The sequence below is a fragment of the Achromobacter sp. Root565 genome, from assembly GCF_001427425.1.
Taxonomy (GTDB): Bacteria; Pseudomonadota; Gammaproteobacteria; order Burkholderiales; family Burkholderiaceae_B; genus Achromobacter; species Achromobacter spanius_D.
In genome coordinates, this window is record NZ_LMGO01000001.1 from 3,517,211 (window position 1) to 3,530,991 (window position 13,781).

Consider the following 13,781-nt stretch of genomic DNA (forward strand, 5'->3'; position numbering starts at 1 on the left):
CAACGAGAATAACGGACTAACCATGATCAAGAAGCTGATTGGTGCCGTGGCCTTGATGCTCACGTGTACCGCAACCTTTGCCGCCGGAGGCGGGTTCCCGCTGGACAAGGCGCCTTACCGCGTCAACGACATGGCGTCGCTGCAAAACGGCGCCAAGCTGTTCGTCAACTACTGCCTGAACTGTCATAGCGCATCCTCGATGCGTTACAACAAGCTCCGGGATATCGGCCTGACCGACGAACAGATCAAGGAAAGCCTGCTTTTCTCCGGCGAAAAGATTGGCGACATGATGCACGTCGCCATGACGCCGAAGGACGCCAAGGCCTGGTTTGGCACGACGCCCCCGGACTTGTCCGTGATCGCCCGCGCCAAGTCCGTGAACGCCGGCCCCTCGGGCTCCGACTATCTGTACACCTACCTGCGCACGTTCTACCGCGACACGTCGCGCGCCACGGGCTGGAACAACCTGGTCTTCCCGTCGGTCGGCATGCCGCATGCCCTCTGGCAGGAACAGGGCCCGCGCGAGCTCACCACCGTTGCCGTTCACGAAGTCGAAGGCAAGGAAGGCGCGCCCAAAACGTGGGAACGCGTCACAACGGTGTACGATGCACAGGGTTTTGCCACGGTGAAGACCGAGCCGTTAGCCAATCACCATGGCCATGCCACCTTTGATGCCAAATTCAAGGCCGCCAACCCGGCCCAAATCGCAACATACGACAACGACGTCGCTGATCTGACCGCATTCATGTCCTGGATGGCCGAGCCCGTCCAGACACTGCGCGTCCGCATCGGCGTCGGCGTCATGTTGTTCCTGCTCCTGTTCTTCTTTGTTACGTGGCGCCTGAATGCCTCGTACTGGAAACACGTGCGCTAACCGTAACGCCCCGCCAGGTTCCCCAGCCACCCCGTCTATTGGGGACGGAAGAGGCGGATAGGGCTGTAAGCCTATCCTGCCTGGCAATTGGGGCCAGCGCCTGCTAGATTTAGGCGCTGGCCTTTCGTTTTTCATAAAGGACTTACCGCCATGATGGTGCTCTATTCCGGAACCACGTGTCCGTTTTCGCAACGCTGCCGTTTCGTGTTGTTCGAAAAGGGTATGGATTTCGAGATCCGCGACATCGACCTGTACAACAAGCCCGAAGACATCTCGGTGATGAACCCGTACGGTCAAGTGCCCATTCTGGTCGAACGCGACCTGGTTCTGTACGAGTCGAACATCATTAACGAGTACATCGACGAGCGCTTCCCGCACCCGCAGCTCATGCCCGCCGACCCGGTCATGCGCGCTCGCACGCGTCTGTTCCTGTACAACTTCGAGAAGGAACTGTTCGTTCACGTCTCGACGCTGGAAGACCGCAGCGCCAAGCCCGACGAAAAGAAGCTCGCCAACGCTCGCCAGAACATCCGCGACCGCCTGGCCCAGCTGGCCCCGATGCTGCTCAAGAACAAGTACATGCTGGGCGAGGAATTCTCCATGCTCGACGTGGCCGTCGCTCCGCTGCTCTGGCGCCTGGACCACTACGGCATCGAACTGCCCAAGAATGCGGCTCCGCTGCAAAAGTACGCCGAACGCATCTTCTCGCGCCCGGCCTACATCGAAGCGCTGACGCCTTCGGAAAAAGTGATGCGTCGTTAAGGCTGGCTGTGTAATGGGTGAAACTTCGACCAAACCGTATCTGATCCGCGCGTTGCACGAATGGTGCACCGATAACGGCTACACGCCGTACATCACCGTGCAGGTCGACGAGCACACCATGGTGCCCGTCGCCCACGTGCGCGACGGCCAGATCACGCTGAACGTGGGCACGCTGGCCACCAACCGTCTGGTGCTGGGCAATGAATTCATCGAATTCCAGGCCCGCTTCAGCGGCGTGACCGAAAACGTCTACGTCCCCGTCGGCGCCGTCAGCGCCATCTATGCGCGCGAAACCGGCGCCGGCATGGGCTTCGAGGTACAGCCCTACGAGCCGCCCGAGGCAGGCGCCCAAAGCGCCACGCCGAACCCCGCCGCCCCCGAGGGCTCGGATGCCAATCCCGCCCCCGGAGGCGACGATGGCGACGACGACGAACCCAAGCGCCCGCGCCTGACCATCGTCAAATAACGACCCCACGAGAGGGGCTGCATTTTTTTCATTACAATGCAGTCCCTGCGCGTGCCCCGGCACGCTTCGCCGGTGTAGCTCAGTTGGTAGAGCAGCTCACTTGTAATGAGAAGGTCGAGGGTTCGATTCCTTTCACCGGCACCAGAGAAATACCCAGCAAAAAGGCCGATTCCATGTGGATCGGCCTTTTTGTTTGTGGGGCGGCTCGTGCATGGCGCGCATCCGCTCCCGCTGTCTTTGTTACCCCAACGCCGGCAACAGATTAAACAGCAGCACCATCACCAGCCCCACCACCGACACGATCGACTGCACGACCGAAATCGTCTTCGTGGCTTCGCCCATCGTCATGCCGAACGATTCCTTCACCATCCAGAATCCGGCGTGGTTCGCGTAGTTGAAGAACAGCGAACCGCAACCGATGGAAAGGGCAAGCAGCGGCAAATTCAGGTTGGGGTCGGCACCCGCCAGCGGCGCCAGCAGCCCCGCAGCGCCCACGATGCCGACCGTGGCCGAGCCGGTGGAGACCGACAGCAGCATGGCGATCAGCCAGCCCAGGATCAGCGGCGGGAAGGCGAACTGGTGGGTCAGGTGCACGATGGCGTCTCCGACCTTGGCGTTCGTCAGGACCTGCTGGAAGGCGCCACCGCCGGCGATGATGAGCATGATGCCGGCGATCGGCTTCAAACTCTGGCCCAGCGCGCCGCGCAGCTTTTCCGGGTCGCCGCCGCGCATGAAAACCAGCGTCACGGCCGCGAACAGCACGCCCAGCAGCATGGCGACGACAGGGTTGCCCAGGAAGGCGGCCACGTGCGTCACGCTGGAGTCCTTGGGCAGCAGCATTTCGGCCACGGCATGAACCAGCATCAGCAGGGCGGGCAGCAGCGCCGCCAGCACGCCGAGCCCGACGCTGGGCGCATGCTGGCCAGCGGGGCTGTCGGTGGAGGCGGTGAACTGTTCAAGCAGAGCCTCGTCCGGCCGGGTCGTCATGCGCGGGGCGATGAAGGCGCCATACAGCGGGCCGCCAAAGATCATGGCCGGCAGGGCCGCGATGAAGCCGTAGATCATGGTCGGGCCGACCGTGGTCTTGAGCGTGGCGATGGCGGTCAGCGGGCCGGGATGCGGGGGCACCATGCCGTGCATGGCGGCCAGCGCCGAAATCACCGGCACGCCCACGTAGACATAGGCCGAGCCCTTGAACCGCGCCTGGCTTTCCAGCTTGCGCGCCACGCTGAAGATCAGCGGCAGCATCACCACCAGGCCCACTTCAAAGAACATGGGGATGCCGATGACGAACGCCACCAGCGTCATGGCCCAGGGAATCAGGCGCGGAGAGGTGTGGCGCAGGATTGCATTGGCCAGGCGCTCGGTGGTGCCGGAGTCCGCGAGGATCTTGCCCAGCATCGCGCCCAGTGCGATTACCACGCCCACGGCGCCCAGTGTCTTGCCGGCGCCGTCGGTCAGGCTTTTGACGATGGCGCCCGGGGCCATGCCCGTTGCAAAGCCGACGCCGATCGACACTATCAAGAGCGCCAGCAGCGGATGCATGCGTATCCGCGAGACGATCAGTGCGACCAGGACCAGAACGCTCACCAGGGCGGTGAGCAGCAATTGAATGTCGAACGAAGACATATGAGAACCCAGAAAAATCGAGAGAGGTCGCGAGCCCTCTGTGCGCCATGATACGGGATCGGGTTGACGGCAAGCTTGAAAAAAAGGGCCGGTTTCGGCTGCCGAAAGCCGCTTTTTCAGGCCGCTTTGCATTCTTCCGATTTTTTGTGCATAATTCGCCCCCTCTACCTGTTCCCCGATAGCTCAGTCGGTAGAGCGACGGACTGTTAATCCGCAGGTCGCTGGTTCGAGCCCAGCTCGGGGAGCCAAGAATTTGCAGTACCGCAGTACCCCTAAAAAAGCCCGCAACCTGTTTGCGGGCTTTTTGCATTGGGGCGCAAGTTGCCAACCTCCGCGCATCGCGTAGCATCACCCGCATCTTCCGCACCTTCCGTCCCTGCACACCGATGCGTTCCTCGCGATCCCTGCCGCCTCTGGTATCCCTGCGCGCCTTCGAGGCCGCCGCGCGGCGGCTGAGCTTTTCGCAGGCCGGAGAAGAGCTGTTCGTCACGCAGAGCGCGATCAGCCATCACATCCAGCGGCTGGAAAAGGAATTGGGCGTGGCGCTTTTTGAACGGCGCACGCGCGCCGTCGCGCTGACCGAGGCCGGCCAGGCCTACTACGCCCGCGTGCACGCGGCGTTCGAGCTGCTGCGCCAGGGCACCGAGGAACTGCGCGCGCCCGAGCCCGCGCGCCATACGCTGCGGATCGGATTGCTGGCCTCGTTCGCCACGCGCTGGCTTGCGACGCGCCTGCCCGCCTTTGCCGCCGCGCATCCCCATATCGATCTGCAATTGCAGCCCGACATCGCGCTGGCGGATGTTGCGGGCGGCGAGGTCGACGCCGCGATCCGCTATGGCCGCGGCGGCTGGCCCGGCGTGCGCAGCACATTGCTGATGACGGAACGCTTATCCGTCGTGTGCGCGCCCGCGCTCGTGGCGGGCCGAAAGCGGCCGAAGACGTCCGCCGACCTGCTGCGCCACCCGCTGCTGGTCTCCCACGCGCAGCAGCAGTTCGAGTGGGACGCGTGGGCGCACCGGTACGGACTGGATCTGGGCGCCGCCCGCACGGTACGGCTGCATGACTACAACATCGTCGTCGAGGCCGCCCTCGCGGGGCAGGGCCTGGCGATGGGCCGCGAAAAGCTGATCGCAGCGCACCTGGCGAGCGGGGCACTGGTTGAGGCGCTGCCCGGCGCGGTGCTGGAAGATCCGCGCATCGGCTGGTGGTTCGTCACGCCCCGCGGCGCATTCAGCGAGCCCGTTCAGGCGTTGCACCACTGGCTGGCACAGACCGCAGCCCAAAACACGGATGTCTGACACGTATTAGTTTTACTCATACGTACCGAGCAAGAATTGATTGGTCATGTCACGCCGCGCCCGATAGCATCAGGGCAGCGTCAAGACGCGCCTTCCCTTTCTTTCATAGGTGATTCGATATGACCCGCAGCATTTCCGCCCGCGTTGCCGAGCTTGGCCTGGTTCTGGAGGCCGCCGCCGCCCCGGCCGCGAACTACGTGCCCTTCGTTCAGGAGGGCAACCTGCTCTACATCTCCGGCCAGATCTCCCGCAAGGACGGCAAGGCGGCCTACCTGGGCCAATTGGGCCATCAGGTGTCGGACGCCGACGGCGTCGAGGCTGCGCGCGCCAGCGCGCTGGGCATCCTGTCGCAGATCGCCGCCGCCACCGGCGACCGCCTGGACCGCGTGGCGCGCGTCGTCAAGCTGGGCGTGTTCGTTGCCAGCGCGCCGGACTTCAATCGCCAGAGCGCCATCGCCAATGGCGCTTCGGACCTGATGGTCGAGGTGTTCGGCGACGCGGGACGCCATGCCCGCAGCGCCGTCGGCGTCGCCGCTTTGCCGCAAGGCGTGTCGGTGGAAGTCGAGGCCGTGATCGCGCTGACCCCGGCCTGATGACCGCCGCCTGATCGCAACAACAGGATTTGCCATGACCGCCCCCCTGACCCCGAGCGCCGTTCAGGCGTTGCGCGCCCTCACGCCCGGCGCGCAAAGCACGATGCACTTCAATCACGCCGGCGCGTCGCTGCCTTCAGAAGCCACGCTCCAGGCCATTCATGCGCATCTGAAGCGTGAAGCGGCGCAGGGGCCGATGGAGGCAGGCGTGACGGCGCGCGACCTGACCGAAGCGGCCCGTTCGCTGGCGGGGCAGTTACTGCACGCGCACGTGGACGAAATCGCCTTGACCGGCGGCAACTCGCCCGGTTGGGGCGCCGCGTTTGCGGCGCTGCCGCCATGGCAGCCCGGGGACCGCATTCTGGTCGGCCGCCACGAATGGGGCGGCAACCTGGCCGCCATGCGTCTGATTGCGCAGCGCGCGGGCGCGACGCTGGAGACCATTCCCTCGGACCACAGCGGCTGCGTGGACGCGCAAGCGCTGGAAGCCATGCTGGACGACCGGGTACGGCTGATCGCGCTGACCTGGCTGCCGGCCAACGGCGGCCTCATCAACCCGGCCGCAGCCATCGGACGGGTCGCGCGCAAGCACGGCATTCCGTATTTCGTGGACGGCGCGCAGGCGGTGGGACAGTTTCCGATCGACGTGCGCGAGATCGGCTGCGACGTGTTGAGCGGCGCCGGCCGCAAGGCGTTGCGCGGACCGCGCGGCACGGGGCTGCTGTACGTGCGGCGCGACTTCCTGGATCGGCTCACGCCCGCCTTCGTGGACACGCATTCCGCGCCGCTGGGCGCGGACGGCGAGCCCGTGTTGCGCGCCGACGCCGCGCGTCTGGAATCCGCGGAGAACTCGCTGGCGCTACGCTGCGGCCTTGCCAATGCCCTGCGCGAAGCGCTGGATGTGGGCCTGGACACTATCCGCGCCACCATCGACGCCAACGCCCAGACGCTGCGCGCCGAACTGTCGGCCATTCCCGGCGTGTCGGTGCTGGACCAGGGCCGCGACAAATCCGGGCTGGTCGCCTTCAACGTCGCCGGGCACGACGCGGCCGACGTGCAGCGTGCGCTGGCCGCGCAGGGCATCACCATCGGCAGCAACGGCGTGCCCTACACCCCGCTGGACATGCAGGCCCGTGGTCTGGACCGTGTCGCGCGCGCGTCGGTGAGCTATCTGACCAGCGCGAACGAAATCGATCGGCTGCTGGACGCCTTGCGCAAGCTGGCCGCATAGCGCGCGCGTAAACGCGGCGTCCACGTGCGACAGCCGCGCGGCGGCGAACAGGACCCGTGTTACGCGGTCTTGCCCGCCACGCCCGCACGCTTCGTAAAGGGCGACCATTTCGTGAACACGAGCAGGTTGCCCAGCATCACCAGCGCCAGGCCGGCGAACGCGTAGGGCGTCCAGCGGTAGCCTTCTACGATGGTCGAAATGCTGAGCGCAACGACCGGAAACAGCACCGTGCAATAAGCGGCCCGCGCCGGGCCCATGCGGCCGACCAGCGTCAGGTAGGCGGTAAAGCCCACGACCGATCCCAGCACGGCCAGATAGAGCAACGCGCCCACATAGACCGGCGAGGAATCGAAGCCGAACGGCAAGCCCGCCGCCACGCAGCCCGCCAGCAGGATCCCCGCGCCATACAGCATGCTGTACGCATTGCCCGTCAGCGGCCGGATGCCGGCGCGCTGCTGCAGGGACGACAACATGTTGCCCGTGGAAAAGCAGAGCGTGCCCAACAGCGCAAAGCCCAGCCCAAGCAGCGTCTCGTGGCTGGCCTCCTGGCCCGCCAGTTCCGGCCAGAACAGCAGCACCAGGCCGCAGAATCCCAGCGCGCCCGCCGCCATGACGCGTGGCGAGATGCGGGTGCCGAACCAGATCCGCGCATTGAGCGCGTTCCACAGCGTGGCGGCCGAAAACACCACCGACACCAAACCGCTGGGAATCCATTGCGTGGCCGAATAGAAGCACAGGAAATTCAAGCAGAACAGGCACAGGCCCTGTCCCACGCACAGCCAATGGCCGCGCCGGTCCAGCTTCTGCAGTTTGCGCGTGGCCAGCAGCGCCACAAACAGCAGCAGCCCCGCCAGCGCGAAGCGGTAGAAGATCGACACGGGGATGGCTACCACGCCAAGCTGCAGCTTGATGGCGATCCAGGTCGTGCCCCAGATCAGGACAGTGAGCAGATAAAGAAAGAGATTCATGATGCGATGAGCGCGGGCCATCCACGCGAAGATCAGATACGGACACCGGCAGCCACCTGACGCACCGGGCAGCCAGTGTGCGCCCCGATGCCACACCGCAATTGCCGGTTCTTGCGCTTTTGTCCGGATCGGGCGCGTCACGCGCGCGCGAACGCAGTAGCATTCCTTCCCATGGGCAACACCGCTACGGCCCCGGCCGATTTCTCCGTATTCCGCACGCTGTCGCGCTCGACCGCGACGCTGCAGCGCGCCGCGTCGCTGGGCGAGGGCATGGCGATCTCGCAATGGTCACGCACCGCCCGCGAAACCCTGGGCTACGAAACGCCCGGCCACCACACGCTGTCGCTGTACCTGCACGGCGGCGATCGGTCGTTTCGCGTAGGTCAGGACTCACTGCATGGCGGCGCGGGCAAGTTCTGCGTGCTGCCCGCCGAGCACCATTCTCGCTGGAGCATGAACGACAACGTACGGTTTCTGCACCTGTACATCGCGCCGCAGCGGCTGGCACGCGAAGCCGTCATGCGGCTGGACTGCGAACCGCGCACGCTTGAACTGCGCGACCGCACCTACATCCAGGACGACTCGCTGATCGACGTCTGCCGCCGGCTGCTGGGCGCCGACTGGAACGCACCCGCCGACCGCCTGGCCGCCAGCAGCGCCGCCGAAACCGTGCTCCACCATCTGCTGATGCAGGGCGTCGCGCGCAAGACTCCGCAACCCGCGCGTGGCGGCCTGGCGCCCGGCGTGCGCCGGCGCGTGATGGATTACGTGGACGCGCACCTTGCCGATCCGCTGACGCTCGACGAATTGGCCGGGGTTTCCGCGTTGTCCACGTATCACTTCGCCCGCATGTTCCACGTTTCGTTCGGCGAACCGCCGCACAGCTGGGTGCGGGGCCGGCGTCTTGCCCGCGCCCGTAGCCTGCTGGCGGCCGGCAAGGGCGACCTGGCCAGCGTTGCGCAGGCCTGCGGGTTTGGCAGCGCCAGCCATCTTGCCCGCGTCTTTCGCGACGCCATCGGCGTCACGCCGGGCCAATACCGCAGCGCACACGCCTGGCACTGACACCTCTGATCCGGCATCACGCCGGCCGCGGCGCGCGGTCTACAATGGCGCATCGCCCTAGCGGCTCACTCGGCCTCACCCGGCCACCTCCCGCCTGCCCCGACGCGATGCCGCTTCCGACCTCTCGCGATATTTCCCCCTTCATCGACAGCGCCGGCCAGCGCCCCTTGCGCGCGCACTGGCTGGCCGAGCTGATCCGGCTGCGCGAAACGCACTGGGGGCCGCTTGAAGACGCGCAAGCGGTGCGCCAGGTACGCCAGCTCGATGCCGACCTGCCGTCGCGCATCCTTGCCCGCGCCGCGCTGCTGGCGCAACGCGAAAACCTCAATCCCCTCGTCGACGCCTGGCGCCGCAGCGCCACGGTCATGCTGGCCGTGCTGTTCGTGCTGGCGCTGGTTTCCGGCGCGGCCGCCGCGGCGGGTGCGTTGGGCGATGGCACGCGGCCCGTCAACGTGCTGTGGGCCGTGGGCGCCCTGCTGGGGCTGCATGCGCTGACCTTCCTGTTGTGGCTGGCAAGCTTTCTGCTGCGGCCCGCGGCCGTGACGGGCTTTGGGCGGCTGTGGCTCTGGGCCACGCGCAAGCTGGCGCGCGGGCCCGATGGCGCGCTGGTGCCGCAGGCCTTCCTGAATCTGCTGTCGCGCGCAGGCGCCTTGCGCGGCCTGTTCGGCAGCATCAGCCATCTGCTGTGGCTGACCGCGCTGTGCGCCGCACTCGCAACGCTGCTGGCGGTGCTGTCCACCGCCAGCTACCGCTTCATCTGGGCCACCACGCTGCTCGCACCGGACACCTTCGTGTGGCTCACGCAGGCCATCGGCTGGCTGCCCGCGCATCTGGGCTTTCCCATGCCCGACGCCGCGACGATCCGCGCCAGCGACGGCACGCAGGTCCTGCCGGCCAGCGCGCAGGCGCAATGGTCGCTCTGGCTGATCGGCGTGCTGGTGGTCTATGGCATCGTGCCGCGTCTGATCGCGGGCGCGCTGTGCATCGCCGCCACGCTGCGCGCGTTGCGCCGCGTGCGCATCGATCCCGCGCTGGCGGGCTTCTCGCCCCTGCGCGACCGGCTTGAACCGCCCGCGCTGTCCACCGGCATCGACCGCCCCGTGGACCCCCTGCACGAACCGCGCGTGCGTGCCCCCGCGCTGGACGGCCTGGGCGGGCAGCCCGTGCTGCTGGCGCTGGAGCTGCCGGCCGATCTGACGTGGCCGCCCGCGGATCTGCCCGACACCATCCGCCAGGCCGGCAACCTGGATACGCGCGAAGAACGCAACCGCGTGCTCGATGCGCTGGCCCAGTCGGCGGCCTCGCGCTTGCTGATCGCCTGCGACGCGCGCCAGACGCCCGACCGGGGCACGCTGTCGCTGGTGGCGGACCTGTCGGCCCACGCGGGACAGACGCGGGTCTGGCTGATCACGCCGCGCGCAGGCGACGGCACTCCTACCGAACCCCGCGCCGAAACCCGTGCCGGCCTCTGGCGCGATCGCCTGCTGTCGCTAGGCCTGACCGCTGACGCCATCCTGCAGGCGCCCGTCGCGCCGCTCACCTGGCTGGAGTCCGGTCATGGCTGACCCGCTCATCAAGATCGCGCTCGTCGGCCACACCAACACCGGCAAGACCTCGCTGCTGCGCACGCTGACCCGCGACACCACGTTCGGCGAAGTCGCCGACCGCCCCGGCACCACGCGCCACGTCGAAGGCGCGCGCCTGCGCCTGGACGGGCGGCCCGTGCTGGAATGGTTCGACACGCCCGGCATGGAAGACAGCATCGCCTTGCTGGAATACCTGGAACGCCTGGATCGCCCCGGCGAAAGACTGGACGGCCCGGCGCGCATCCGCCGCTTTCTGGACACCCCCGAAGCGCATGGCCGCTACGAACAAGAGGCGCGCGTCCTGACCAAGATGCTCGACTGCGATGCCGCGCTCTACGTCATCGACGCCCGCGATCCGGTCCTGGGCAAGCATCGCGATGAACTCGCCATCCTGGCCGCTTGCGGCCGGCCGCTGCTGCCGGTGCTCAACTTCGTCAACGCACCCGCACACCGCGCCGACGCCTGGCGTGACGCCATGGCCCGGCTGGGCCTGCACGCGGTGGTCGAGTTCGACACCATCGCGCCACCCCTCGATGGCGAGCAGCAACTGTATGCCAAGCTTGGCGTGCTGCTGGACCGCCATGCCGGGGCGCTGGCGCGCTTGTCCGACAGCCTTGCCGCGCAACGCCGCGAACGCCACGCTGCCGCCTACGAACTGGTCGCCGATCTGCTCATCGACGTGGCCGCGCTGCATGTATCCAGCGCGAGCGACGAAGCCGCGCTGGCCGCCGCGTCCAGCCAGCTGCGCGATCAGGTGCGCCAGCGCGAACAAACCTGCGTTAACGCGCTGCTCGCCCTTTACAACTTCCGCGCCACCGATTTCGCCGACGACGCCTTGCCCTTGCAGGGCGAACGCTGGGGCATGGATCTTTTTCATCCGCAAGCGCTCAAGGACATGGGCGTGCAGGTCGGCATGGGTGCGGCCGCAGGCGCCATGGCCGGCGCCGCCGTCGACCTGATGAGCGCGGGCCTCAGCCTGGGCACCGGCATGCTGATCGGCGCGGCCGCTGGCGGCTTGTGGCAAGGCGTCGAAAAGCTGGGCAAGCGCGTCGCGGGCAAGCTGCGCGGCTATCGCGAGATCAGCGTCGACGATGCGGTGCTGCGCTTGCTCGCATTGCGCCAGCGGCAGTTGATCGAGGCGCTGGAGCGCCGTGGTCACGCGGCCCGCGAACCGTTGCGCCTGGACCTGCCGGCCGATGACGCATGGCGCAAGGGCCCCTTGCCGGATGCGCTGAAGGAAGCGCGCAGCCGGCCCGAATGGTCGGCCCTGGGTAAACACTATGAAGACAGCGACCGCCGCAAGCGCATGCTTCTCGAATTGGCGAAAACCCTAGCCTCCGCGCCGCTCCCGGCCGAATGACCGGCGGCCCGCGCGCCCCGCAGAACGCACCATTCACGGCATCCGGCAAGCGCGTGATTACCCCAATCCAAAGCAATTGACGCTTAAACGAATGCGTCGATAAGATTCGATCTGCATCGACGCAGGTCCGTCCCCGTCATGCCAATCACAAGGGGTCGGTCTATCGGTTCCAGCAGCAACGCCATGCCCCGGATCCCTTTGGGGCCGGGGCCCTGTCACTTCTGTCGCGCGATCTGCGCACCACACGGAGCATGAGGGCTATGCGTACTTTTCCCCACTTCAAGCAGGCGGCGCTCGCCGCTGCCGTGGCCGCCTCGCTGGCCTTCAGCGCCGGCGCGGCCGCCAAAACGCTGCACTGGTCGTATCAGGGCGACGCCACGTCGATGGATCCGATGGCGTTGAACGAGACCTTCACGCTGGGCTTTCAAGGCAACATCTACGAAACGCTGGCCGGCTACGACGGCAACCTGAAACTCACGCCGCTGCTCGCGGAAAGCTGGGAGAACCCCGAGCCCACCAAATGGGTCTTCAAGCTGCGTCGCGACGTGAAGTTCCATGACGGCTCGCCGTTCACCGCCGACGACGTGATCTTCTCTTGGAAGCGCAGCCTGACGCCGGGCTCGGACATGAAGGGCTACGGCGCCAAGGCCAGCGACATCAAGAAGGTGGACGACTACACCATCGAAGTCACCACGCCCACGCCCAACCCCATCCTGCCGCGCGAATGGGTGTTCCTGTACATCATGAGCAAGAACTGGGCGGAAAAGAACAAGACCACCGAGGCCACCAACGTCAAGGGCGACAACCAGGGCAACTACGCCAATCTGCACGCCAACGGCACCGGCCCGTTCATGCTGACCGAACGCCAGCCCGACGTGAAGACGGTGCTCAAGCGCTACGGCGGCTACTGGAACAAGAACATCAAGACCAACATCGACGAGGTCATCTTCCAGCCGATCACGCAGGAAGCCACGCGCGTGGCCGCGCTGATCTCGGGTGAGATGGACGTCGTGCAGCCCGTCCCGGTGCAGGACTGGAAGCGCCTGGAAGACGCCAAGGGCGTCAAGCCGCTGACCGCGCCCGAAGCCCGCGCCATCTTCATCGGCATGGACCAGGACCGCGACGAGCTGCTGTTCTCCGACGTGAAGGGCAAGAACCCGTTCAAGGACGTGCGCGTGCGCGAGGCCGTCGTGCTGGCCGTGGACACCAAGGCCATCAACGAGAAGATCATGCGCGGCGCGGCCAAGCCGCTGGGCTCGCTGATCGCCACGTCGATCAACGGCTATGACGAATCCTTTGGCGCGCCGTACAAGCCCGATCCTGAACGCGCCAAGAAGCTGTTGGCAGAAGCCGGCTACCCCAAGGGCTTCACCGTGACGATGGACTGCCCGAACGATCGCTACGTCAACGACGAAAAGGTCTGCCAGGCCGTGGCCGGCATGCTGGCGCGCGTGGGCATCAAGATCAACCTGCTGGCGCAGACCAAGTCCAAGTACTTCGGCAAGATCCTGCTGCAGGCCGGCAACCAGACCAGCATGTACATGCTGGGTTGGACGCCCAGCTCCACCGACGCGCACAACACGCTGCTCAACCTGACCTCGTGCCGCGACGCCAAGACGGCCGCGGGCCAGTTCAACCTGGGCGGCTACTGCAACAAGAAGGTGGACGAACTGACCAACAAGATCGGCGTTGAAACCGATCAGGCCAAGCGCAACGCGATGATCAAGGAAGCCTTCGGCATCGTGCGCAGCGACTTCGGCTACCTGCCCCTGCACCAGCAGCCCATGTCGTGGGGCGTGAAGGAAAACGTCACCGTCACCCAGCGCGCCGACGACGTGCTGGACCTGCGCGACGTCGTGCTGCCGTAAGCGGCGCGTGATGCAACCCCGGGCGGCGCACGCCGCCCGGACGCGCCCGGCCCAGCCCCCAATTCCGCGCGGCGCGCGGAACGC

The 13,781-nt window shown here is 66.5% G+C and carries 12 protein-coding genes and 2 tRNA genes; 12 read left to right on the forward strand and 2 right to left on the reverse strand.

From position 1 onward, the window contains the following. The first annotated feature begins 22 nt into the window (after positions 1–22). The 4 genes from ASD71_RS15640 to ASD71_RS15655 all read left to right on the forward strand — a co-directional run bounded on the left by ASD71_RS15640 (position 23) and on the right by ASD71_RS15655 (position 2,246). Positions 23–874, forward strand: a complete 852-nt coding sequence (locus tag ASD71_RS15640) for a cytochrome c1 (RefSeq protein ID WP_056565656.1) — start codon at positions 23–25, stop codon at positions 872–874. Positions 875–1,024: 150 nt separating this feature from the next. After that, the gene (locus ASD71_RS15645; RefSeq protein WP_006388039.1) at positions 1,025–1,636 is read left to right on the forward strand and encodes a glutathione S-transferase N-terminal domain-containing protein; all 612 of its coding nucleotides are present in this window, start codon (positions 1,025–1,027) and stop codon (positions 1,634–1,636) included. 13 nt (positions 1,637–1,649) lie between these two features. Next, positions 1,650–2,102: a ClpXP protease specificity-enhancing factor gene (locus ASD71_RS15650; RefSeq protein WP_056565659.1), complete on the forward strand. Its 453-nt coding sequence runs from the start codon at positions 1,650–1,652 to the stop codon at positions 2,100–2,102. A gap of 68 nt (positions 2,103–2,170) precedes the next feature. After that, positions 2,171–2,246, forward strand: a tRNA-Thr gene (locus ASD71_RS15655). Between the two features lie 96 nt (positions 2,247–2,342). Here ASD71_RS15655 and ASD71_RS15660 read toward each other — a convergent pair. Further along, positions 2,343–3,731, reverse strand: a complete 1,389-nt coding sequence (locus ASD71_RS15660) for a GntP family permease (RefSeq protein ID WP_056565662.1) — start codon at positions 3,729–3,731, stop codon at positions 2,343–2,345. A 172-nt stretch (positions 3,732–3,903) separates the two neighbouring features. Here ASD71_RS15660 and ASD71_RS15665 point away from each other — a divergent pair. From ASD71_RS15665 to ASD71_RS15680, 4 genes are all read left to right on the forward strand, one after another. Beyond that, positions 3,904–3,979, forward strand: a tRNA-Asn gene (locus tag ASD71_RS15665). Positions 3,980–4,117: 138 nt separating this feature from the next. Next, positions 4,118–5,029: a transcriptional regulator GcvA gene (gcvA, locus tag ASD71_RS15670; protein WP_056565664.1), complete on the forward strand. Its 912-nt coding sequence runs from the start codon at positions 4,118–4,120 to the stop codon at positions 5,027–5,029. 119 nt (positions 5,030–5,148) lie between these two features. After that, positions 5,149–5,622: a RidA family protein gene (locus tag ASD71_RS15675; RefSeq protein ID WP_056565666.1), complete on the forward strand. Its 474-nt coding sequence runs from the start codon at positions 5,149–5,151 to the stop codon at positions 5,620–5,622. A 34-nt stretch (positions 5,623–5,656) separates the two neighbouring features. Continuing rightward, positions 5,657–6,853 (forward strand): aminotransferase class V-fold PLP-dependent enzyme, encoded by a 1,197-nt coding sequence (locus ASD71_RS15680; RefSeq protein ID WP_056565669.1) that lies wholly within the window; start codon positions 5,657–5,659, stop codon positions 6,851–6,853. Positions 6,854–6,912: 59 nt separating this feature from the next. Here ASD71_RS15680 and ASD71_RS15685 read toward each other — a convergent pair whose 3' ends face one another. Further along, positions 6,913–7,821, reverse strand: a complete 909-nt coding sequence (locus ASD71_RS15685) for a DMT family transporter (RefSeq protein WP_056566969.1) — start codon at positions 7,819–7,821, stop codon at positions 6,913–6,915. Positions 7,822–7,992: 171 nt separating this feature from the next. Between ASD71_RS15685 and ASD71_RS15690 the strand changes: the two genes are divergently transcribed. From ASD71_RS15690 to ASD71_RS15705, 4 genes are all read left to right on the forward strand, one after another. Then, positions 7,993–8,883: a helix-turn-helix domain-containing protein gene (locus ASD71_RS15690; RefSeq protein ID WP_056565672.1), complete on the forward strand. Its 891-nt coding sequence runs from the start codon at positions 7,993–7,995 to the stop codon at positions 8,881–8,883. 107 nt (positions 8,884–8,990) lie between these two features. After that, positions 8,991–10,448: a DUF2868 domain-containing protein gene (locus ASD71_RS15695; protein ID WP_056565675.1), complete on the forward strand. Its 1,458-nt coding sequence runs from the start codon at positions 8,991–8,993 to the stop codon at positions 10,446–10,448. Continuing rightward, positions 10,441–11,829, forward strand: a complete 1,389-nt coding sequence (locus ASD71_RS15700; RefSeq protein WP_056565677.1) for a GTPase/DUF3482 domain-containing protein — start codon at positions 10,441–10,443, stop codon at positions 11,827–11,829. The genes ASD71_RS15695 and ASD71_RS15700 overlap by 8 nt, the downstream gene beginning before the upstream one ends. Positions 11,830–12,089: 260 nt before the next feature. Further along, positions 12,090–13,697, forward strand: coding sequence for an ABC transporter substrate-binding protein (locus ASD71_RS15705; RefSeq protein WP_056565680.1), 1,608 nt, complete (start codon positions 12,090–12,092; stop codon positions 13,695–13,697). Positions 13,698–13,781: the final 84 nt, after the last annotated feature.